This is a genomic window from Pseudomonas sp. TE21394 (genome assembly GCF_054057835.1).
The window spans coordinates 4,093,739-4,116,143 of sequence record NZ_JBSRZR010000001.1 but is presented as its reverse complement, the minus strand read 5'-3'; the positions used below and the strand labels follow the sequence as shown (position 1 = coordinate 4,116,143).

Below are 22,405 nucleotides of genomic sequence, written 5' to 3'. Positions count from 1 at the left end.
CCCGATCGGGGGCAGATTGACATCAAGTCCCCTGACGAAACACACTGATGCGTCATTGCCCCAGGTGCGTCCAGCCGTTGTCCTGGATTTCGTTTCCGCTTTGCCGGTCGAGCCCATGGTTTTTCCAGCCCAATCGCGCTTGTTGCACCTCGTCATTCTGCTCACCCTGACCTTTGCCCTGACGGTGGGCGGTATCCTGGCCCGGCCGATCGAATCCCTGTCGTTGTTCTGGCCGGTCAATGCGGTACTGGCCGGGGTGCTGCTGCGTTTCCCCCGGCAGGCCACCCTGGCCGGCTTCGCCCTGGTCTGGTTGGCCATGGTGGGCGCCGACCTGCTGTGCGGTAGCGCCTGGGTACCGGCGCTGTGGTTCAACCTGTGCAACCTGGGCATGGTCGTCACGCTGTGGCAATTGCTTGCGCGCCTACCGCGCCTGCACCGGCGCATGCGTACCCCGCACGGCGTACTCAGCATGTTTGCCGCCAGTGCCGCTGGCGCCGCGGTAGCGGCCAGCATGGCCACGCTGATGGCTGCCCCCTGGTTCGACCAATCCTTGCGGGCGACCTGGCTGGCCTGGTTCAGCGAACAGTTCTCGACCAGTGTACTGGTGCTGCCAGTGCTGCTCACCGCGCCCTCGGCGCCCGCCCTGCTACGCGGCGGCGCCGAGGCCATCCGCCTGGCGCCGCTGCTGGTGCTGCTGGCCTCGCTGGCGTTCGCCATTGCCTTCGGTGGGCCCGGGGCCATCGCGTTCCCGATTGCCGCGCTGCTGTGGTGTGCCTGGACCTACTCACCCTTTCTGGTTGCGCTGTTGACCTTGACTGCCGGCAGCACACTGATCGTGGCCGTGGCACAAAACCTCATGCATTTCATCGTGCCGCAGAGCGAGCCGGGCGTGACCTCCCTGGTGTCGGCGCGACTGGGCATCGCCATGCTGGTGCTCGGGCCGTTGGTGGTGGCCTGCGTCAGCCAGGCCAACCGCAGCCTCATGGCTCGCCTGGCGCACCAGGCCACCATCGACCACCTGACCGGCGTGCTCACCCGCAGCGCCTTCACCCGCCGCGCCAATGCCCTGCTGGACAGCCGCCAGCAACACGCCCAGGCGCTGCCGTTGACCCTGATGATGCTGGACATCGACCATTTCAAGGCGATCAACGATGTCCACGGCCACGCCATAGGTGACCAGGTGCTGCGCCAGTTCGCCGCTACCCTGCAAGATCAGTTGCACGAAGGTGAATTGCTCGCCCGCATGGGTGGCGAAGAGTTCGTTGTGGTCGTGCCGGGGCTGGCGCCCGAGCGGGCCAAGTTCACTGCCGAACGCCTGCGCCGCGCCGTGCAGGACCTGCAGGTGATGCAGGCCGACCAGCCCCTGCAGATTACCGTGAGCATCGGCGTGGCCGGTTGTGCCGCCGACACCCCGGCTCCCAGCCTGGACGCGCTGCTGGCGCTCGCCGATCAGGCGCTGTACCGGGCCAAGGCCCATGGCCGCAACCGCGTGGAACAGGCCGAGGCACAGCGCCAGGTAATCTGAACTAGCCGGCGAGCAAGTCCCACGACAACTTGGTGATCAGCACGCACAACAACACCAGGAACAGCCCGCGGACAAAACCCGCGCCCTTGCGCACCGCCAGCCAGGTGCCGGTGAGCGCGCCAAGGATGTTGCACGCTGCCATGGGCAAGGCGATGGCGTACAGCACGTTCCCCGAGGGCACGAAAAACACCAGTGCCGCCAGGTTGGTGGCGATGTTCACGACCTTTGCCGACGCCGAGGCGTGCAGGAAGTCCAACGCGAAAAAGCGGATGAACAGGAAGATCAGGAAGCTGCCGGTACCCGGCCCGAACAGGCCGTCGTAAAAGCCGATCGCGCCGCCGATCAGCACTGCCAGGCACTGTTCCTTGCGGCCGATCTTCGCGGGTTTGTGCAAGGTGCCGAAATCCTTCTTGCAGAAGGTGTAGATCGCCATCAGCACGATCAGTACCAGCACCGCCGGGCGCATCACGCTGGGCGGTACCAGCGACACCGTGGCAGCCCCGGCAAACGACATGACAAAGGCGCTGAGCGCAGCCGGCACGATCAACCCCCAGTCCAGCGTCACCTTGCGGATGAACGAACGCGCCGCGAAGGCCGTGCCGCATACCGAAGCCAGCTTGTTGCTACCAAGCAGGGCCGCCGGTTGCGCAGTAGGCAACACGTTGAACAAGGCCGGAATCTGGATCAGCCCGCCGCCACCGACGGCGGCGTCAATCAGCCCGGCGGCGAAGGCGAACACGGAAAGCACAGCGATATCCATCATGATGCGGTTCCAGGCAGTGAAGACGCCAGCAAGGCTAATCAAAGTGCTGCACTTGTGGTGAAATACCGCATTGCGAAAACTGCAACAAGGAGCCGGCAATGGCACTGGACATGCTGCGGGAGATACAAGCGTTCGTCAGTGTCGCGCACAAGCGCAGTTTCGTCGCCGCGGCCCGCGCCCTGGGGCGCTCGCCCAGCGCAGTGACTCGTGCGGTACAGGCGCTTGAAGATAACGCTGGCAGCAAGCTGCTCAACCGCAACGCCAGCGCCGTGAGCCTGACCGAAGCCGGTGAGCGCCTGCTGCCACACGCCGAACGCTTGCTGGATGTGCAACGTGATGCCGCCGACGAACTGGCCGCGCTCAGCGGCAGTGCGCAAGGCTGGATTCGCTTCGCCGTACCGCAACTGCTGGGCGAACATATGCTGCCACAGGTGCTGGCCGAGTTTTCCCGCTGCCACCCGCAGGTCACCCTGGATGTGCAGTACAACGACGGCGCCGTCGACCCGCTGCAAGGCAAGTTCGACTTCGTGGTGCGCGGCGCCTTTCCGCAATCGAGCGAGTTGATTGGCTACCCGCTGTGGGATTACCAGCGCCACCTGTATGCAAGCCCGGCATACCTGGCATTGGCCGGCACGCCACAGCACCCCGAAGACCTCCAGAGGCATGCCCTGATCCTGCACACCGCGCCGCGGATCCTCAAAGCCTGGCACTTCTGTCGCGACGGCCAGATCACCAGCCTGCGCCCCAGACCGAGGCTGCGCCTGGACTCAGGCCACGCGGTGTACCACAGCACGCTGGCCGGTGCGGGCATCGCTCGCCTGGCTGCCTGGGTCGGCGAAGCACAGGTGAAGACAGGGCGGCTGGTGCGGGTGTGCCCGCATTATCGCCTGACCTCCAGCAGCGGCCAGGACCCGCAGATGCATGCCGTCTACCCCGCCGGCGAACTACCGGCGCGGGTACGTGACCTGCTTGGCGCCCTGCGCCGCGCCGGCATGGCCTGCTGAAACGCCCCGGGAACGGCTGTTCAAATTCTGCTCAATTTAACAGAGCCCGCCGCAGGCTTGGCTTGCAGCACTTTATCCACAGACCTACCCACGTTTTTTGTGGACAGATTTCCCAGCGTAAAGAACGACTTATCGTACAAATCGGCAGGGTGAATCGGCCAAAACGAACGGCAGCCGGCCCGCCGGGAAACCGGGCAGGCCGCGCAGAGGTGGGAAGTGCAGGAATCGAGTTCAGCTTGGCGGGATGGTGCCAAGAATACCTATCAGCAGGGTCAACAGCAGAAAACCACCCAGGAACAGCGCGAGCTTGCCCATCGGAACCTCAACAGTGTGGATGCGGGAATGGGCCTATTGTCCGATCTGGACTGATACGGTTACAGATTCAGGTTTGTGGAAAAAAAGCGGATCAGATGACCAACCCAGCTGGCCTCGCTGGGCTGCGCAACAGCCCGCAGGCTGATGTTCACGCAGGCTGCCCTGTCATCGACGCTGTGCTAGGGTCAACCGCTCGAACCTGCCAGGGAGTGCCACCCGCCATGACCGCTTTTACCGACAACACAGCCCTGCTGCTGATCGACCTTCAGGCCGGCATCCACCACCCACGTCTGGGCCGGCGCAACAATCCCGAAGCCGAACTGCGCATTGGCGAGTTGCTGGCTGCATGGCGTCGTCTGGTGCGCCCGGTGGTGCATGTACGCCACCTGTCCCGCTCGCCGGATTCGGTGTTCTGGCCTGGGCAGTCCGGTTGCGAATTCCAGCCTGCGTTCAGGCCACTGGCGAGCGAAACGGTGTTCGACAAGCATGTGCCCGATGCCTTCGCCAACTCTGGCCTGGAGCGCTGGCTACACACTCGCGGAATCAGCCAACTGGTCATCGCCGGGGTCATTACCAACAACTCCGTGGAATCCACTGCCCGCTCGGCGGGCAACCTCGGTTTCGATGCGGTGGTGGTCGAAGACGCCTGCTTCACCTTCGACCAGCACGACCTGCATGGCCGACTTTGGCCCGCAGAGGACGTACACGCCCTTTCGCTGGCTAACCTGGCCCTGGATTATGCATGGATCTTGCGCACGGAACAGGTACTGGCTGACAGCGCGCTTGCCGGCGGCGGCTGACGCTGCGGTTTGTAGCTTAATGTGTACAGACCGAACCCTGATACACAACCACGCGGCTGCACGCCGAGCGGACACATCACCGATACAGCCATCCTCTCTACTGGGCCCATCAACCCGCACCGATGGTTTCGTCAAGGAGATGCCCAATGTCTGCCCGCCACCCGAGCACCGCCCTGCCACGCCGTTTCAGCCGTACGCTGCTTGCCTGTGCCCTGTTGCCGCTTGGCCTGATGTCGGTGAATATCGCCACGGCTGCGCCACAGGAGGTCCAGCCAGCCGCCAGCGTGAAGGATGACTTTGGCCCGCTGAAACATATCAACGCCGGCGTGCTCGACGTGGCCTATGTCGAGCAGGGCCCAGCCGACGGCCCGGTGGTGATCCTGTTGCATGGCTGGCCCTACGACATCCACAGCTTCGAACATGTCGCGCCTGCCCTCGCCGCCAAAGGCTACCGGGTGTTGGTGCCCTACGTTCGCGGCTATGGCCAGACCCGTTTCCTGTCTGCCGCCACCCCACGCAATGCACAGCCCGCGGCGCTGGCCAGCGACGTCATCGCGTTCATGGACGCGCTGCACATCCAGCGTGCCGTGCTCGCCGGCTTCGATTGGGGCGCACGCACTGCCGATATCGTCTCGGCACTGTGGCCCGAGCGGGTCAAGGCGCTGGTGTCGGTCAGCGGTTACCTGATCAGCAGCCAGGAAGCAGCCAAGGCCCCCCTGCCCCCCAGTGCCGAACTGCAATGGTGGTACCAGTATTACTTCGCCACCGCACGCGGCCAGGCCGGCTATGAGCAGAACCGCCATGCCTTCGCCAAACTGATCTGGCAAACCGCTTCCCCGAAGTGGGCCTTCGACGACGCCACCTTCGAGCGCAGCGCCAAGGCCCTGGACAACCCCGACCAGGTGGCGATCACCGTGCACAACTACCGTTGGCGGCTGGGGCTGGCACAGGGCGAAACACGCTACGACCCGCTTGAAGCCAGGCTGGCCCGCTTCCCCAGCATCGGCGTGCCGACCATTGCCTTGGAGGGTGACGCCAACGGCGCCCCGCATCCACCAGCCTCAGCGTATGCACAGCGCTTCACCGGCAAGTACGAGTACCGGCTGATCAGCGGCGGCATTGGCCACAACCTGCCCCAGGAGGCTCCGCAGGCGTTCACCCAGGCGGTTGTGGATGCGGATCATATGTAGTGCTGGCCTCTGCAATTGCTACATAACGTTTCAAAAGCATGGCAGGCCGGAGTGAAGCGCAGTTGCTGGCCTGCCTCGTGCAAAAACGGCAGCGGCCAGCTACCTCGCGCGTTGAGACGGGCCGGAAAGACATGGTTTGAAACGTGGCTTGTAGGATGTTTTTCCAGGCAGAGTAGGAAGATTCGCGTCAGCAAGCATTGCCTGTATGAAACATCAGTTTCTCCCGCAAATTCGAGCTGTTAGGGTCCAGTTTTCCTACAACGGCACGGACGCCCACAGCGTGAGAAAAGCATGGATCCGTTCAACGCCTCGGCCCTGAAACTGCAGAAAAATCTCCTCAACCTGCGCCTGGAGCGTGATCGCCTGAGAAGGGAGGGCAAGGACAAGGAAGCGGATGAACTCGCAGAGACGATTGCCCGGCTTGAAGAGACATTGCGCAAGCTACCGGACGGCATGAAGCCGATGACCTTGCAATAGACGCTACGAAAGGGTTCGCAGGTAGCCAGACCGGCGCGCTTAGACAAGGCGCGCCACCGCCTTATCCAAACCGTTGGTCGGATATATCCGGGGGTTCCGACGCGACGGCTAGCCTTCAGCCTAGCGTCAGGGATAACGCTAAACATAGGGTCCAGGAAGGGCCACTCCGCCTCGTCGTCCCGACGCTCTATCTGCTGAGGAGACGACAATGAAAATAACCCTGAAACGGTTGGCGTGCCTGGGTGCAAGCTTCACCAGTGCGCTCGCCATGGCCGATGCGGCCAGCCCCCCGGTGCTGTCACCGGCGATTCCCTTCGATGTCAACGCCACGCCCCCCTTCACCCTGGACAACCTGCAACACGATTTCGACGTGCTCTCGTGGCAGACCTTCGTCGCCCTGAACTGGCCTGCCAATGCCGACGGCAGCGCCAACACTTCGCTGAAGATCGGCGCGCCGGGGCAGACGGTGTGGGAGTCGTGGAAGGAAAGCTACGAGATTTTCCTGCCCAAAGGCCAGAAGCCGGTCGCCTGGAACCAGGACTCGCCGCTACCCGCTGCCTGCCAAGGCCAGGGGGACCTGCCCGTGCTGCAGCAGATGGGCAAGGTCGCCGGCGTGCTCGACGAGTTCATCCAGCCGTTCAAGACCGGCCCACTGGTCGACCAGAGCGGCACCTACACGCGCAACGCGATCATGGTCAACCAGCCAATGTTCGATGACATCGTCAACAACGGCCTGTACAGCAAGGAAGGCCAGCAAGCGTTCCTGGGCAAGGCCGGCAACCGCATCGCCTTCGCCTGCGGCTCGCAAAAAACCCAGCAGGTCGGCGCGATCATGGTCAAGTCGGCCTGGAAAGTGCTCGATGGCAGTGACAACCCGGCGGATTTCCACGCCGTCGACGCGCTGGTCTACACCCCCGGCAACGCCGACCCGAACAAGGGTGCGGTGATTCCCGAGTCGTGCAGCGCGCAGAAGGTCGGGCTGGTCGGCCTGCACATCGTGCACAAGACCAGCAGTGCCCCACAGTGGGTATGGTCGAGCTTCGAGCACGTGCGCAACGTGCCGGAAAAGACCACGCCGGTCAGCGAGCGCAAAGGCCCCTACCTGTTCTACGACGCCCAGGCCAGCGACCGCCCGGTGAACGAGCCGCCCGCACCACCGTGGGACCCGTCGAAGAAGGCCACGCCTTCGCAGATCGTGCGGGAAATTCCGCTCACCGCCGCTACCCACCAGCTCAACGCACAATGGCAAGGCGCGCTCAAGGGCACGGTGTGGGCCAACTACCAGTTGATCAGCACCCAGTGGCCGACCGACCCCGCCGATGACTGCCAGGTACCCTCGGCAACCAACCCGCTGGGCACGCCTGCGCCGAATTTCCTGGCGAACGCCACGCTGGAAACCTACAACCAGGGCACCACGCCGCAGGCGTCATCCAGCTGCATGGAGTGCCACAACAACGCGACCACTCGTGTGACCCAGTCACCGCGCACCAGCTTCGCCGATTTCACTTTCCTGCTTGAACGTGCCCAATCCACTGGCGCCAAGGAGTGATGCCATGAGCGACCCGAACCTGCAGAACTTCATCGAATTGTCCGCCGTACTCACCGGCCTGTCAGCCGACCGGCTGGCGCCTGCCGTCGACCCGATCAACCTGCCACCGCTGTTCTTCGCCACCACCCAGCAAGGCATGGGCACCGCGGCGTTCAGCAACCTGCTGGAGCTGTACGTCAGCCTCAAGGGCCAGCCCCCTGCACAGATTGCCAGCGCCGTACTCGGCAATTCGGACCCGCAGATCGCCCAAGGCGCGCGCTCGATCATGAAGCTGTGGCTGCTCGGCAGTTGGTACCAGCCGTATGACCAAGGCAGCGCACACAAGGGTGACACCAGCGTGGTGTCCGACCAGGCCTACAAGCAAAGCTGGGCGTGGAAGATCGCCCAGTCCCACCCCATGGGCTACAGCCAGTTCCACTTCGGCTACTGGGCCGAGCAGCCCCCCACACTCAAGCAGTTCACCGGTGTTGACGCCAAGGAAGGGCAGCAGCCATGAGCAATGTACAAACCCAAAGTATCGAAACCGCCGATGTGATCGTGGTGGGCGCCGGTATGGCCGGCAGCGTCATGGCCTACCAGTTGGGCCTGGCCGGCTTGAAAGTGTTGGTGCTCGAGTCTGGCCCGGCCATACCGCCGAACCGCAGCGAGTACCTGGAGCGCTTCTACACCGCCGTGCTCAAGGCGCCCGAGTCACCCTACCCCCCCGAGCAGACCGAGCAGACCCCGGCCACGCAGTTCGCCCCACGGGCAACCATCCAGGACCTGATAACCGCCGGCAGCAGTGACCCGAACAAGGCGCAGAAGAGCTACCTGGTACAGCAGGGACCGTTGCTGTTCGCCAGCACCTATGAACGCGTGGGCGGCGGCACCATGTGGCACTGGATGGGCACGGCCCTGCGCCTGTTGCCCAACGACTTTCGCATGCGCAGCGTGTATCAGGTTGGGGTCGACTGGCCGATCAGCTACGACGACCTGCAAACCGCCTATTGTCGCGCCGAGGAGGAGATAGGCGTATCCGCCGATGTCGCGTCGCAAAGCTACCTCGGCGTAACCTTCCCGCCGGGCTACAAATACAGCATGCACGGCATTCCTCCGTCATTGGTCGACCAAGGCCTGGGCAAGGCCGTCGATGGCACCCAGTACCAGGGTGTCACGCTCAAGGTGCGGCAAACACCAGCCGGGCGCAACTCGCAGAACGACAACGGCCGCCGGGTGTGCGCCGGCAACACCAGTTGCACGCCGATCTGCCCGATCCAGGCCAAGTATGACGCCACCGTGACCATGGCCAAGGCGCTGGATACCGGCAATGTGCGCATCCTTTACCAGAGTGTGGCGAGCAAGGTGCAGGTCGATGCCAGCGGCGTCACCGGCATCGAGTACATCCAGTACCAGAACGACGGCAGGCGGCAGAACGGCTTGGCCCAGGGTAAACGCTACGTGATCGCCGCCCACGCGATCGAAACGCCGAAACTGCTGCTCAACTCGGTCGGCCCGCACAGCCCGAACGGTGTGGCCAACAGCAGCGGCCAGGTCGGTCGGGGGCTGTCCGACCACCCGGTATACCTGGCCTGGGGCCTGATGCCTGAAGGCAAGCCGCTGTTCCCGTTCCGCGGGCCGCTGTCCACCTCGGGGATCGAGGACATGCGCGACGGCGCGTTCCGCAGCCAGCGTGCCGCCTGGCGTATCGAGATCGGCAACGAGGGCTGGAACTGGTCGGCGAATGATCCGTACACCACGGTCTGCGATTACATCGACGGCACCAACATCGGCGGTGCCAACCCCGGCCAGCAGGCGTTGTCCGGCACGGCACTGGTGCAGCAGCTCAACAGCGTGCTGACCCGCCAGTTCCGCCTGGGCTTCCTGGTCGAGCAACTGGAGCAAGACCCGGACAAGGCGGTTTGCCGGGTGGAGGTGTCGAAGACGTTCACCGATGGCCTAGGCCTGCCTCGGCCGCAGATCACCTACGACTTCTCCAACTACACCAAGGAGGGATTCAAGCAGGCGCGCCTGGCCGCCACGCATATCATCACCGAACTGCTGGGCGCCACCGAACTGACCGACTTCGCGCCCAAGGTGGGCCCGGGGCCGCAGACGGTGTTCGAGTATGACGGCCAGCACTATCCGTTCTTCGGCGCCGGCCACCTGATGGGCACTTATCGGATGGGCACGGACAGCACCAAATCGGTGGTGAACAAGGACCAGCGCAGTTGGGACCACCCCAACCTGTTCCTGGTCGGTGACGGCGTGTTCCCCACCACCGGCACCGCCAACCCGACCCTGACCATCACCGCGCTGACCTTCCAGGCCGCCGACGTGGTTGCCAGCGACCTGCTCAAGCGTACCGTGCAGGTGCAGGCCAACCAGGCCTGGCAGGGCACCGGCGTGCAGGTCAACGGGCAGAGCTGGCAACTGGCAGTGTGCACCGGTGGGCAGTGGACAGCCAACCCGGCCACCGGAATGGTTGGCGCGGCGGGCAACCCTGGGCTCATCGCCAAGCCCGGCTACACCTTGCCGGGCCAACCGGAAGGAGCGCTGATCGGGCGTATCGGTAACAGCGGCGCGCCGTTCCTGGTCGGCAACCAGGCACAGTTGCCGCGTGGCCAGCAGGGCGAGCTGCAGCTGTGCATCAATGACGACCTGGACGGGCGTTACGGGGCTGGCCTGCGCGATAACCTGGGCAGCCTGGCGGTGGAGGTGCGTTTCGGGTCAGTGTAGGCGCTTTCATACAATCCCACAGGTACACGTCAGCGGCGCTGACCTTCGCGCATTATGCGAAGTGGCTCAGCGAGCAAGGGCCGGTCGTGGTGGGGTTGGCGAACCTGGCGCTCAGGCTGAGCTGCAGAAACGACAAAGGGGCCACGGAGGGCCCCTTTCTCTTGCCGTGATTCCCCAGTGTTCCCGAAACGCTCCCGCTTGAGCGGTAAGCAGTCGTGAACATCAACTGAATCAAGCACTTGTATGGCGGAAGCGTAGTCATTCGAAGTGTGTTTCCACTCCCGACCACCGGCATCCAAAACCCGACATCCGGCCGCTCTAGGACGGCATATTTGGGGTAGCTTGCATGTTGCCGCAGTCTTCTAGCTTCCGCCCAGTTCCGTCTGTTTCCAGGCTACGAGTGGGGGACCAAATGGGGGACCGGATTCAAAGATCGGAGGCCACCACCATGCGCAAGCTCACCGCGAAATTGATAGAAAATCTCAAGGACTATGGCAAATACGATGATGGCGATGGCCTGCGCCTTGTCATTCGAAAGTCTGGAAAAGCGTGGGTGCTGCGCTACCAGCTTGCAGGCAAGCGCAAGGAAATCGGCTTGGGCCCTTACCCTCACTATGGATTGAAGGAGGCGCGCTCCCGCGCCGACACTCACAGAGCATTGATTCGTGAGGGTATCGACCCTCTGACACACAAGGCTGATGCACTCCAGCAGGCTGAGGCTGCGCGGGTTGCTCGGGAGATGAATCTTGAAAACACCTTCCGCGCTTGTGCAGTGGGCTACATCGAAGCCCATAGAGCCGGCTGGAAAAACGCAAAACACGCGCAACAATGGGTCAACACACTCACAACTTATGCATTCCCCTTTATCGGAGAAAAACCAGTCGACGAAGTAGAAACAGACGATATCCTCAAGATTCTGAATCCAATATGGACCACTAAACCTGAGACAGCGGCCAGGGTCAGAAACCGGCTAGAGCTTGTTCTCGATGCCGCCAAAGCACGCCGGCTGCGCACGGGTGAAAACTGCGCTCGATGGAGAGGGCATCTGGACAAGCTTCTGCCTAGAAGAAGGCTGGCAGATCGTGGTAATCATCCGGCGCTACCCTGGGAGCAATTGCCAGCCTTCATGGCAGAACTTGAGCATTCCAGGGATCTTAGTTCAACAGCGGTAAAGTTAACCGTGCTGTGCGCTCTGCGTACAAGCGAAGTGATAGGTGGATATTGGGAAGAAGTTGATCTGGATGAAGAAATTTGGACTATTCCGGCTTCCCGAATGAAAGCCGGGCGCCAGCATCGAGTGCCGTTATCTAAAGCCGCCCTTCATACGCTCAGGTGCCTGAAGGCGGTAAGCAAAAGCGGGTTGCTTTTCCCTGGTCGTAGCATTGGTCGACCGATCTCGAACATGACAATGCTACAAAAAATACGCGGTATGGATGAGAAGTCCTTAGCCAACAATGGACCAGGCTGGCGCAACGAAGCCGGCGAAGTCATCACCATGCATGGTTTCCGATCAAGCTTCAGAGACTGGGCTGCCGAGACAACCAACTTCGCCAACATCGTTCCTGAAATGGCCTTGGCGCATAAAATTAGTAATGCGACTGAAGCAGCGTATCGACGAGGCGATCTGCTGGAAAAACGAAAACAGCTTATGGAGGAGTGGGCTCGCTATGCACTGTCAGGTTGCAAAGCAACCTGACAAAGGCAAGGTGCTGCCGGAACTGAATTAACGAATGGAAACGAGACTCGAACTGCGGATGTCTACCTGCTTGCGCAGGTGTACGCGATGGTAACGGTGATCAATGAGCAGCCGGTGGCCTCCAAAGCGGATCAGGCCGGCACCAGGTAGATACTCAAGGGGCTGAAGTTGCCCTGATTGCGACGTACACTGTGCGCCTACCACGCACTCATCCATGAGGTACGGCCTTGTACGCCAAATCCCTGCACATCTATGACTTCAAATGCTACGGCAAGGCAGTGCTTGATCTGCAGTATCCGAGTCGTGTTGGCAAAAGCGTGCCTGAGCTGAAAAACGTCAATCTGATACTCGGTGACAACGGCGGTGGCAAATCCTCGGTGTTGCGCGCCCTGGCCATTGCCACCCTGGCCCCTGCACTGCTGGAGTCGGGGTTTGTGCCCTATCGCCTGGTTCGGCGCGCAAAACCCGACGCTCCCAGTGTTGCGCAATGCCTCCTGAAGATTGAAGCCGTCATCACACGCGATGAATCCTTTCCTCAATCTAGGAGCAAGAAGCTGGAACTGCTGGCTCGTCTAGAAACACGTGGAAAGGGGAGCCTGGACCGGCTTCATCTTGAAAGCACGCCAGACTCTCCGATCAGCCGGTTGCTTGAGGATGTTTACTCACCCGCCTTCTTCGTGGTCGGCTACGGCGCCACAAGACGGGTCGAGACCGGCGACTATTCCGCAAGCAGCGCGCGACGTTCGCGAGGTTTGCGCTACCAGCGAATCGCCGGGTTGTTCGAAGATCAATTGACGCTGCGCCCGCTTCAACTGTGGCTTTCACGCCTGCAGCATCGGGCACCTCAGCGCTTGGAGTCGGTCATCGAACTGCTTAACCGTGTGTTGCCGGGCAACATCCGGTTCACCGGGGAGCGCGATGAGGAAGACGAGCAGTACCTTTTCCTCTTCGAAGGCATCCCTACCCCCTTCACCGCCCTTTCCGATGGCTACAAGGCCTTCATCGGCTGGGTCAGCGACCTGCTGAGCCACTTGTGCGACGTGACACCCGAAAACCGGCGCATCGATGAAGTGCCCGGCATGGTACTGGTGGACGAGATCGACCTGCACCTGCATCCCGAATGGCAACGCAGTGTCGTGCCCACGCTGGCAACCACCTTCCCCCATCTGCAGTTCGTCTTCACGTCGCACAGCCCACTGGTCGCCAGCACCGTCAAGCGCGAGAACATCTTCATCACTGATACGGCCGAAGACGGCACTGCGACCATCAAGCAACTTGAGGAACATGTGTTCGGCAAAAGTATGGAACAGCTACTTTTGTCCGCCTACTTCGGGTTGCAGACGACCCGGCCGGATGCCTTCAAGGCTGAAGATGAGCAACTGTTCGAGAAAGCCGCAAACGGTGATACGACAGCTGCCCTCGAATTCCTTGCACGGCTCACGCACCCGGCGCCACTGCCTGCCAGTGCCAAGGGAGAGGGCAAGCAATGATCAGGTATGCCGTCGAGCTGGCAGAACTGACGACCGAGATTGCCGCTGTCGACCCCAAGTGGGCCGGCAAAGCCCAAAAACGCAAGCTCAAGCTGGTCGCGCAAGGCCATTACGCCGAAACAGCGGCTATCTGGAGCACGGTGAAACCCGTGTTCATGAAGCTGCAGCTCAACAAATGCGTGTTCTGCGAGCGGCAATTCGAAAGCCCGCTATACGGCACGATTGAATTCGACCTTGAACATTTTCGGCCAAAATCCAACGTTCTGGCCTGGCCCGACCCGCAGCGGCATTCTGCTTTGAACTACACCGTGGCGATGGGCGACGCCAGCGAACAGGGTTACTTCTGGCTTGCCTATGACCCTCTGAACTACGCCGCTTCCTGCAAGGTGTGCAACTCTATCTTCAAGTCGAACTACTTCCCGATTGCAGGAGCAAGAGGAGCGATCGAGTCATCCGTCGCGGACCTAACCACCGAGCGGCCCTACCTTTGTTACCCGCTGGGGACCCAGGCAGAAGACCCTGAAGCGCTCATTACCTTCAAGGCAACGGTAGCCGTTCCGACACAGGCAGCAGGCCCGGACAGGTTGCGCGGACAAATCATCATCGACTTCTTCGGGCTGAATGCGCGTGAGCAATTGCACCGTGACCGGGCGCGCATGATCACAGTGTTCGGCCCAGCGCTGCTGGCACAGCAACAAGGCCAGGCCAGCGCTTCGGACCTTGATCTGATTGCCAGGATCGACTCGCCAAACCTGCCGCACGCCAACTGTCTGCGGGCCTTCAAACGGCTGTGGGCAAGCGATGCTACAATGGCCAGGCAGGTTTTCGAACAGTGCCGGGTATATATGTTGAGCGAGTTGGGGACACCGCTGCCGCACGCCTGAACGGCGTGACTACCCATAAGCGTTCCAGGGTGGCATGCTTCCCACCTTCGTTGCTGCTGCCCCGTCATGGCAGTGCTCCCCTCGATCCGGTGAACAGTCGGGCTCAGGATTGCCGCTTCCCTGCGATGATTGATTGGGAATAGTTTCATTGCGGACCAATATCCATAAAGCCTGTAGGCTGCACCATCCAGTTCAGTGCCAATTTAGCTCGGGAGGACTACACTCCACGCTGATCTAGCAACAGCTTCTAGCTCCATGATTGATTGAATTCTGACCTGAGCCTCTGCGCTTTGCGGCTAATCTCAATTCCACTCCGAAGACACCGGATACCTATGGACGAACAAGCCAAAGCAGTGCAAGAAGTCGCAAAAACAACTGGCCAAGCTATCGAGGCCGCTAGGGAAGTAGGTGGATTTATCTCAAAGTTCATTTCCGGCACTCTTGAGCAAGGACTTGGAATTTTTGAAGACAAATTAAAATACCTGCGCTGGGAGCGATCAGTCCGACTAGCAAAAAAGGCTGAGGAGCTAATGGCCCAGGTGGGGCTTACAACCCCCAGTCGTCCTATCCCCCTTAAACTAATGCTCCCATTGCTACAGGGAGCCACGTTGGAAGAGGACAACGAGCTCCAAGATCGCTGGGCCGCATTGCTCGTGAATGCAGCGAATGCAAATTTCAACGGCGAGATCCGACGTTCCTACGCAGTGATACTTGAGCAGCTGACTAGTCTTGATGCTCGAGTACTTGACGCAATTTACTCGCTACCATTCGAGAACAGCCAACACAAGGGCATAATTACAAGCGGCCTCCCTAATCAAGCTCGCATCGCAGATGACTCCGATACAGAGCCCGCCCTTCCTGAACAAGCTGTACTGCTATCCCTCAGCAATCTCGCTCGCCTAGGCTGCATAGCCCCTGCACTCACCTGGGGTGGCGGGGAAAGTTACAATCGAGTAAATCCAACCGTAGCAGGAAAGGCATTTGTGGACGCCTGCCGCATACCCCCCTCTAGACTTCGCACGGGATACAGTGAATCGCATACTACCCATACAGACGATCGCGATCTGAGTAGGCCTGGCCTTCCAGCCGAATAGCCGCTCGACTAACACTCCTGGGGAAGCTGGGCGAGGTCTCTGCTGTGGTCACTGGCATCCAATGTGCCTGGCTGGCGAGTCTTTGATACGATAACCACCGAATGATGGCTACATGATGCCCCTATCACACTGCCTATTAGTGCGTCTACGACAGGCGCAGTTCACAAGAAAGGAAGATATGCGTATTTTCTTTACAATTGCCGCTGCGATGGTCGCAGCCACCCTCCTATCAGGTTGCGGCGACAAAGATCAAAATTTCACTGGTGCGTGAACATCAAGTAGATGAGTGTGCTCAGAAGGGTGTATCCCGAAATGTGTGTGCATGCGTCCCGAAAGAGATGAAAAAGCTTGGTTTTAGTGAAGCGGAATATATGCGCTTCACTCGTCCAGATTTTAAAGTGACTTCAGAAAACTCACTTCGGGTCGTATCGTGTAATATCAATGTAAGAACCGCAGCCGCCTACTGCATAAGAAATGCCTAAGGATTTTCCGATCAAGTCAGCACAGGCCATCTGACCTGTGCTGAAATAGCCTCCGTTCAGTCGCCTCAACAAGCCTTGCCCATGAGTCAGATGAGCTTTTCCGATTTCGAGTACGCCGGTAAGCACAAGCAAACCCGTCGCGAGCGTTTGCTGGCCGAGATGGAGCAGGTCGTGCCGTGGAGCGGTTTGCTGGCATTGATCGAGCCGCATTACCCAAAGGCCGGCGGTGGTCGCAAGCCGTACCCACTGGACACCATGCTGCGTATTCACCTGCTGCAGAACTGGTTCTCATTGAGCGATCCAGCCATGGAAGAGGCGCTGTAAGAGATCACTTCGATGCGCCAGTTTGCTCGTCTGACGCTCAGCGCTCCGATCCCAGAAGACACGACAATCATGAATTTCCGGCACCTGCTGGAGAAGCATCAGTTGGCAACGGGCATTCTGGAAACCATCAACAATTACCTGCGAGACAAGGGCTTGTCGTTGCGCCAGGGCACGATTGCCGACGCCACCATCATCCACGCACCCAGTTCTACCAAGAACAAGGAAGGCAAAGGCGATCTCGAGATGCATCAGACGAAGAAAGGTAACCAATATTTCTTTGGCATGAAGGCGCATATCGGTGCAGATGCCGAGTCGGGTCTGGTGCACCACGTTCACGGCACAGCGGCGAATGTGGCCGATGTAACGGAGGTCGCTCAGCTGTTGCATGGCGATGAAAATGTTATCTGTGCCGACGCGGGTTATACCGGCGTGGAGAAGCGGCCAGAGCATGAAGGAAGGCCGGTGATCTGGCAGATTGCGGCTCGTCGTAGCACCTACAAGCACTTGAGCAAACGCAGCGTGCTCTACAAAGCCAGACGCAAGATCGAGAAGGTCAAAGCGCAGGCACGAGCGAAGGTCGAACACCCCTTTCGTGTGATCAAGCGCCAATTCGGCTATGTGAAAACCCGCTTCCGTGGCTTGGGCAAGAACACGGCGCAACTGACCACGCTGTTTGCCCTGTCGAATCTGAGGAGGGTGCGCCGGCATTTTATTGATTGCTGCGGGAGAGGTGCGCCCGTAAGGCCTGATGACCAGGGTTTTACCTTGGTTTTTCAATAATCAGCGCCTGTAAACCGAACTTTTCTGAGGCCAAACGTCGTCCATTGTTGGTTGCTGGGCGACTTGTTCGGAGCTTCCTTAAAGACCAGCATCCAGGGCTCAATACACACCCACACACAGAAGCAGCAGAGGGCGCCGCTAAATGTAGCCCTCCTCCAACCGTATCAGTTCATCCCTCACCCTCTGGTACCCAGCCTCATCCACAACGATCTCCAGTGCAGAGCGGCCCTCAAAGGCTGCTCTGCGCTTGCTTAGCCAGACCGCCGCTTTTGCTTTGTCACCAAATATCCTTTCTGCTTCGCCAAAAATCAAAAGCGTGTAGTCCATGGTCAGACCCTCTGCGGTGGCAGGTGAACACGCTGCCTGAATGAGTGCCGTCAGGCTCTCTCGGTACAAAGAACTTGAATCAGCTTGGCAGGCGATTCCACGACCTGTGTTCCGAAGCGCGTGGCCAGCGGCTGAAGCACTCCACACATGTAGCGATCCGCTCGGAAGAACGATACGTATGGAATGTAGAGCGCGTGGATGATGTCGACGAAATCGCTGCCTTTCAGCGCGCGCCCCTTCACCCCCAGCGAGTTCTGAAGTGAATTGTATATGCCGTTGATGCAGACGAAGAGGCCAGGGCAGTAATGCTCGATCAGGGCTGCGTCGTCACATTCCGAAGCACCAGGAAATAAACGTGCGGTCACTCTACTCACGATATCGAGCAACCCCTGTTTTTTCAACTTCACCCAGCGATCGCCGCTGACCCCCTTCAGTGCTTTGGCCTGTTCATCCTCCGGAAACCTGGCCAGGTTTTCGGCCAGCGTCATCAGCGTCTTATTGCAGCTCTCCAGAAACTCCTGGGCAGGCCGCCTAACCCAATCGGTAATCGCGCCCATCTGATCGTGGTGGTTGATGAACCACTGCGCCATGAAGGTTGGATCGCGCAGGCTTTCCAGAAAGGCCTTCTCGGCCTGCTGCCGCGCCGCCTTGCCGATAACATACCGTTTCATCACTAAGGCATCTTTCGGTCGCATCGGTATCTTGGTCAGAAGCTCGCTGATATCCATCTCCCCAGCACGCTGCTCGAAACTGCTTCGGAAGCTGCCGTTTTTTATCAGGGCGGCCTCGGCCCTCCTGCGCTGCTGGCGGTTCATCTTCTTCCAATCTGCGTCTTCCTTTAACCGCCCGCTCAAATCCAGTTTATCCAACGGATTTATCAATGAGCCCATGTCGGGGAACCAACCACCGTTGTCGTCGAAGACGTTCACGGGGTGCGGGTCGCGCTCCACCAAGCGAGTCAGCTCCGCCCGTATCAGTCGATCGTAAGCAATCATAGTTGAGCGGCCACAGAGCTCGACCATCCACTCAGTACGTGCCACAGCGGCGTTGGCGTATTGCTGATCCAAGGGCGACATCTCGGAAATGTGCGCGCCGGAGTACACAAACACCACATCGCCGCGCTTCTTAAGTGCCCTGAGCGCAGCCAACTGTTCAGCTTTTGCAGCGTCGAGCGAGGGGCGGCTGAGGTTCGAATAGTCGCAACTGTCGAGGTAGATGACGGTGGATTGCTGAGTTTGCATTCCGGCTTCCTTGTCAGGTGAGCGTGGTCAGGTCGGCGCCGTGGCGCTCGCGCCAGGGCTGAGTGGTGGCACTAGCCGATGATCCGAGCCCCCCCAGCATTTCGCCACCCTGATCAACCTGGCCCGCGAGACCACCAGGCAGCATGAACGTCGCCTGCCCTCACCCGCTCTTGCCTGCCAGGAGGCGACAACCAGCGAACGCAAGATCTACAAATCGCCCGCTTTCCTCGATGTCGAGTTTTGCATAAATTGGTGGGTCGTTTTGATCGTCCGCCGAGCGCATTGCTGCCGGCGCGGGCCACGAGGGAGGTGGGGCTTCCTGGTGACCAACGTGCACCACAGCACGCCGACGGTCACCGTCAAACCATTGGACTCATTTAGGTCGATTCTACATGGCAGTAAAGCTTGAATTTTTAACCACGGATCCGGAAGAGATCGAACTGGCCAGCCGCTACTGGGGCATGAACGAGCACGGGGAGTTTTTGGAGGTTTTGAAAAACCTCGTTCCGTTTCGAGAGCTCAAGCAACCTGCACAACTGACAAAGTACGTGCGCGAGCTGTGCATCGCTTACGACCTCAATCACCAGTGCAAATGCGGCAACCACATCCGAGCAAGCGGGCGTACCGACATGAAGAAGACCGTCGGCCACTCCAACCGCTCCTGTGATGCATGCTTGCAAACCGCGCAGAGGGAGCAGGAAGCAAAAGAGGCAGCCGAGAAGGCTGAGCTCGACGCCCTGCTCTCGACTCATATCGACTGGATGAAGCACAAGACCATCTCTTATCAAGAGCTGTCGGACGATGCGGTACTCATACTACGCGCGCTCTACGCATCCGTAGGCCAGCGCCTATGGACAGACAGGTTCAAACATGATGACTGCCACGACTTGTCCCCATATTCCAGCGGCAGTTTCGTTAACCGGTTGTACCGGCAAGGTGTGCTCGGTGATGATCCAGAAAGAGCCTGGCACGGCACCTACTTTCTAGCCGAAGGCAAGGTTCGCATCCGACTGGAGTTCGCACATCTGTTCCTACCGCCGGATGAAGTTTACGGAAGCGGTGAAGAGGCATTCGGCCAGCTGCGCGACTGGGAATTCACCGATGCTGAGGCGCTGAGCAATCTCTGGCTGGATTACGCTTGTGACGATGTCACCTGGTACCTGATGGATCAGTGCGATCTGCACAACCAGCAAATCTATCCCGAAGACTACGTGAAGATCCAAGACCTGATTCGCGATGGACTACGCACCTACAGCGTCGCGCAGATGTGGTTCATCATGTGGAAGGTTGCCCGGGATGCAGCTGCACTGTCCAGGCGCAGCTACTACAGCCAGCAGAGCGCGACTGCCACAATCCCCACCAAAATTCGCAAGCAGCTGGAGATCGCCGACCAAACTGGCGACCTGCGCGACACGTGGAAGCGCTCCAATCATCACATCGCCGGTACGTTGGGTAAGGTGTTCAACGAGCTGTTTGCCATTGATGAACGCTCGCCCGGCGCCAGGGTGTTAAACATGTTCGAAGAGCTGTGCACACCACAGGAACCCGCCAGCGCAATTGATGACCTCGCATCAGCCTTCATGAGAGATACGTTGGAAACGAACAAGTCACTGCCGGCACTGGAAGCATTTGCCGAGATGATCAGGTCGGGCCTGACCACGGAAGACGCGTTGATCGAGACAGTTCAACGCCACCCCGCTCTGTTCGAATAGCCGACCACGTTCCAACGGTATATCCCGCAAGGGAACAGTGCCCAGAGCCATCAAAGCCCTCATGACCGAGGGCTTTGTAATTGATAGAGCTAACGTTCGCACTTCGTTAATGCAGCGTGTCGGAGCGGCGCCCTAGCACCCGCTGTTGAAATTCGTTTACCGCCCTGAAAAGCGCCTCGGCCTCCAGCCGAATGCGCTCGATCTCATCGTCAGGCAGCTTCGCCTGCTGAGCTTCGTAGTAGCGCTTCATAGCATCGAGGGCCTGGGTCATGAGCGGGTTGCCCGGCTCCAGGCAAACATGTCTTTCTTCATCCCTCCTCCTCGATGCGAAAATCGAACTCACGTTAAGCAATTGCCAGTTGAGCCACCCTTGAACCTGGAAATCAACACCTGCTGGCCGAGGCCGTGGAAACGCTGGCAGGCGACCCACGCGTCCATGCCTTGGTGATCACCGGTGCCGGTGGCTATTTCTCGCCGGGACAGAAATCGCCGAGATGCGCGACATGCCCTCACCCAACACACGGCCCTACAGACCGGACAGCTGTTCGAAGTCGTCGACCGCTGCAAAAAGCCGGAGATCGGCGCGATCGAAGACTACGCCCTGGGTGGCGGCTGTGAGCTTGCCTTGGCCTGCAACATCATCATTGCCTCGCACACGGCGCGCCCGGGTCAGCCGAAAATCAACGTTGGCATCATGCCAGGCGCAAACGGCGCGTAGACCGCTGCTTGGATCGATGGCTCGCTCAGGGTGCGTGATCCTCACCTTGTCGCTAGATGGTTTGGTCGTCTCTCTTGATAGGTTTCGCGTCGTTCGGCGCAAGCGCCGGCTGTTCTACCGTGATGTCTTCAGAGGCTTTATGGTCCGGATGCCATGATGTTCGGGTGCTACACCGCGCCATCTTGAATGATCAAAACCCTAATCCTCGCTTGGATTAGATGGCACAACTGAAGCTAGCGTTCAGACGCACCTTCAAAAAACAAAGTTATGACCTAGCTCGCTCTCCATCCACTTCAAGAACCTCCTGACGCGCGGAAAGCTAGAGTGAGCCTTCGGAAACACTAGGTGATGCGCTGCCACTGGGGCCGTCAAGCGCTCCGGAGCCACCTCGACGAGCGCTCCTGATGCCAAATATTTCTGGGCAAGCAAAGTACTTTCCAGGGCGAATCCCAGACCATGACTTGCAGCCTCAAGCGTCATGTACGAGCGATCAAAACTCAACGCATAGGGATGCTCCGGACGCGCCAGGCCGTGCTGAGCGAACCACGCGGGCCACTTTAGCAGTGTGGCCTCCGACAGAATCAAGTCCCGCTCGAATAGATCCGCAGCCTGAGTAACTGGATACCGCGCAAGCAACGAGGGAGCTGCCAAAACCGCAAACGTTTCGTGTCGGACGGTACGCACTTCATAGCTCGGCCAATTGGGATGCCCGTGACGGATGTCGACGTCGATTTTGTCTCTGCTGAAATGCAACGATTCATAGGAGCAGGAAAGGTTGATCTGAATGTCAGGGTGGCTATTGCGAAACGCTTGCAGACGAGGCATCAACCAGAGCAAGCCGAAACTAGGTGACGAATGCAGTCGCAGGCAATCCAGGCTCACATCACTGGCTGCGCGCTCAGTGGCCATCTCCAGGCTATGCAACAGCCCCGAAATATCTTTCAGATACTGCTCACCTACCGGAGTCAATGTCACACCACGTGCGGCCCGAACGAACAGCTGACGCCCTATCAGCGCTTCGAGTTTAGCCAGTTGGTGACTGACGGCGGAAGGCGTCAGATCAAGCACTTCAGCCGCCCTTGCCAGATTTCCGAATCGAGCGGTTTGTTCGAAGGCTTGAATAGCTCTCAGCGGTGGGAGGTCAATGGGTGCACGGTCGTCTTGGCGCATAGCTGCTCTCACTCGGTATTTATTGCTGTCCAGGCCACATCGGATTCAACCACCTGATATGCGAATTGGCGAGAGGTGAATTTTATTCACCTACTAGTGACGTTTACATAATTGCTCGAGCGGCTGCAAGGGAACACTCTGAATCATCG

The 22,405-nt window shown here is 59.7% G+C and carries 19 protein-coding genes and 1 pseudogene; 15 read left to right on the top strand and 5 right to left on the bottom strand.

Translation table 11 applies throughout. The features are described 5' to 3' along the window. The first annotated feature begins 100 nt into the window (after positions 1-100). Positions 101-1,525, top strand: a complete 1,425-nt coding sequence (locus ACVWZT_RS18755; protein WP_457472114.1) for a diguanylate cyclase — start codon at positions 101-103, stop codon at positions 1,523-1,525. A gap of 1 nt (position 1,526) precedes the next feature. On the opposite strand, the gene ACVWZT_RS18750 is transcribed toward ACVWZT_RS18755, so the two are convergent. Beyond that, positions 1,527-2,288: a sulfite exporter TauE/SafE family protein gene (locus ACVWZT_RS18750; RefSeq protein WP_457470740.1), complete on the bottom strand. Its 762-nt coding sequence runs from the start codon at positions 2,286-2,288 to the stop codon at positions 1,527-1,529. 98 nt (positions 2,289-2,386) lie between these two features. Here ACVWZT_RS18750 and ACVWZT_RS18745 point away from each other — a divergent pair, with 98 nt between their 5' ends. From ACVWZT_RS18745 to ACVWZT_RS18690, 12 genes and pseudogenes are all read left to right on the top strand, one after another. Then, positions 2,387-3,292: a LysR substrate-binding domain-containing protein gene (locus ACVWZT_RS18745; protein WP_457470739.1), complete on the top strand. Its 906-nt coding sequence runs from the start codon at positions 2,387-2,389 to the stop codon at positions 3,290-3,292. Positions 3,293-3,828: 536 nt separating this feature from the next. Next, the gene (locus ACVWZT_RS18740) at positions 3,829-4,407 is read left to right on the top strand and encodes a cysteine hydrolase family protein (protein ID WP_457470738.1); all 579 of its coding nucleotides are present in this window, start codon (positions 3,829-3,831) and stop codon (positions 4,405-4,407) included. Positions 4,408-4,553: 146 nt separating this feature from the next. Beyond that, positions 4,554-5,597, top strand: coding sequence for an alpha/beta fold hydrolase (locus ACVWZT_RS18735; RefSeq protein ID WP_457470736.1), 1,044 nt, complete (start codon positions 4,554-4,556; stop codon positions 5,595-5,597). A 291-nt stretch (positions 5,598-5,888) separates the two neighbouring features. Then, positions 5,889-6,074 (top strand): hypothetical protein, encoded by a 186-nt coding sequence (locus ACVWZT_RS18730; RefSeq protein WP_296230680.1) that lies wholly within the window; start codon positions 5,889-5,891, stop codon positions 6,072-6,074. A gap of 208 nt (positions 6,075-6,282) precedes the next feature. Beyond that, positions 6,283-7,623, top strand: coding sequence for a cytochrome C (locus ACVWZT_RS18725; protein WP_457470734.1), 1,341 nt, complete (start codon positions 6,283-6,285; stop codon positions 7,621-7,623). Positions 7,624-7,627: 4 nt separating this feature from the next. Beyond that, entirely contained in the window at positions 7,628-8,119 is a 492-nt protein-coding gene (locus ACVWZT_RS18720) for a sorbitol dehydrogenase (protein WP_296230678.1), read from the top strand. Beyond that, entirely contained in the window at positions 8,116-10,338 is a 2,223-nt protein-coding gene (locus tag ACVWZT_RS18715) for a GMC family oxidoreductase (protein ID WP_457470732.1), read from the top strand. Before ACVWZT_RS18720 ends, ACVWZT_RS18715 begins: the two co-directional genes overlap by 4 nt. Before the next feature lie 448 nt (positions 10,339-10,786). After that, positions 10,787-12,034, top strand: a complete 1,248-nt coding sequence (locus ACVWZT_RS18710; RefSeq protein ID WP_457470731.1) for a tyrosine-type recombinase/integrase — start codon at positions 10,787-10,789, stop codon at positions 12,032-12,034. A 227-nt stretch (positions 12,035-12,261) separates the two neighbouring features. Beyond that, complete coding sequence (locus ACVWZT_RS18705; protein ID WP_457470729.1) at positions 12,262-13,524, top strand: AAA family ATPase; 1,263 nt, start codon at positions 12,262-12,264, stop codon at positions 13,522-13,524. Next, positions 13,521-14,408 carry a hypothetical protein gene (locus ACVWZT_RS18700; protein WP_457470728.1) on the top strand — a complete coding sequence of 296 codons (888 nt, stop codon included), beginning with the start codon at positions 13,521-13,523 and terminating at the stop codon, positions 14,406-14,408. The genes ACVWZT_RS18705 and ACVWZT_RS18700 overlap by 4 nt, the downstream gene beginning before the upstream one ends. Positions 14,409-14,740: 332 nt before the next feature. Further along, a complete protein-coding gene (locus ACVWZT_RS18695; protein ID WP_457470726.1) occupies positions 14,741-15,502 on the top strand; it encodes an Abi-alpha family protein in 762 nt (253 codons plus the stop codon). Between the two features lie 563 nt (positions 15,503-16,065). Continuing rightward, a pseudogene (locus ACVWZT_RS18690) lies at positions 16,066-17,050 on the top strand (IS5 family transposase). A gap of 176 nt (positions 17,051-17,226) precedes the next feature. On the opposite strand, the gene ACVWZT_RS18685 reads toward ACVWZT_RS18690, so the two are convergent. Both ACVWZT_RS18685 and ACVWZT_RS18680 read right to left on the bottom strand, forming a co-directional pair. Continuing rightward, positions 17,227-17,415: an MbcA/ParS/Xre antitoxin family protein gene (locus ACVWZT_RS18685; RefSeq protein ID WP_457470725.1), complete on the bottom strand. Its 189-nt coding sequence runs from the start codon at positions 17,413-17,415 to the stop codon at positions 17,227-17,229. Between the two features lie 50 nt (positions 17,416-17,465). Further along, positions 17,466-18,656 (bottom strand): hypothetical protein, encoded by a 1,191-nt coding sequence (locus ACVWZT_RS18680; RefSeq protein WP_457470723.1) that lies wholly within the window; start codon positions 18,654-18,656, stop codon positions 17,466-17,468. Between the two features lie 392 nt (positions 18,657-19,048). On the opposite strand from ACVWZT_RS18680, the gene ACVWZT_RS18675 reads away from it, so the two are divergent. Beyond that, entirely contained in the window at positions 19,049-20,368 is a 1,320-nt protein-coding gene (locus ACVWZT_RS18675; protein WP_457470722.1) for a hypothetical protein, read from the top strand. 106 nt (positions 20,369-20,474) lie between these two features. On the opposite strand, the gene ACVWZT_RS18670 is transcribed toward ACVWZT_RS18675, so the two are convergent. Continuing rightward, on the bottom strand, positions 20,475-20,639 hold the full coding sequence (locus ACVWZT_RS18670) for a hypothetical protein (protein WP_457470720.1): 165 nt from the start codon (positions 20,637-20,639) through the stop codon (positions 20,475-20,477). A 183-nt stretch (positions 20,640-20,822) separates the two neighbouring features. Here ACVWZT_RS18670 and ACVWZT_RS18665 point away from each other — a divergent pair, with 183 nt between their 5' ends. Next, positions 20,823-21,086 carry an enoyl-CoA hydratase-related protein gene (locus ACVWZT_RS18665; RefSeq protein ID WP_457470719.1) on the top strand — a complete coding sequence of 88 codons (264 nt, stop codon included), beginning with the start codon at positions 20,823-20,825 and terminating at the stop codon, positions 21,084-21,086. A gap of 252 nt (positions 21,087-21,338) precedes the next feature. On the opposite strand, the gene ACVWZT_RS18660 is transcribed toward ACVWZT_RS18665, so the two are convergent. Next, positions 21,339-22,256 (bottom strand): LysR substrate-binding domain-containing protein, encoded by a 918-nt coding sequence (locus tag ACVWZT_RS18660; protein WP_457470717.1) that lies wholly within the window; start codon positions 22,254-22,256, stop codon positions 21,339-21,341. Positions 22,257-22,405: the final 149 nt, after the last annotated feature.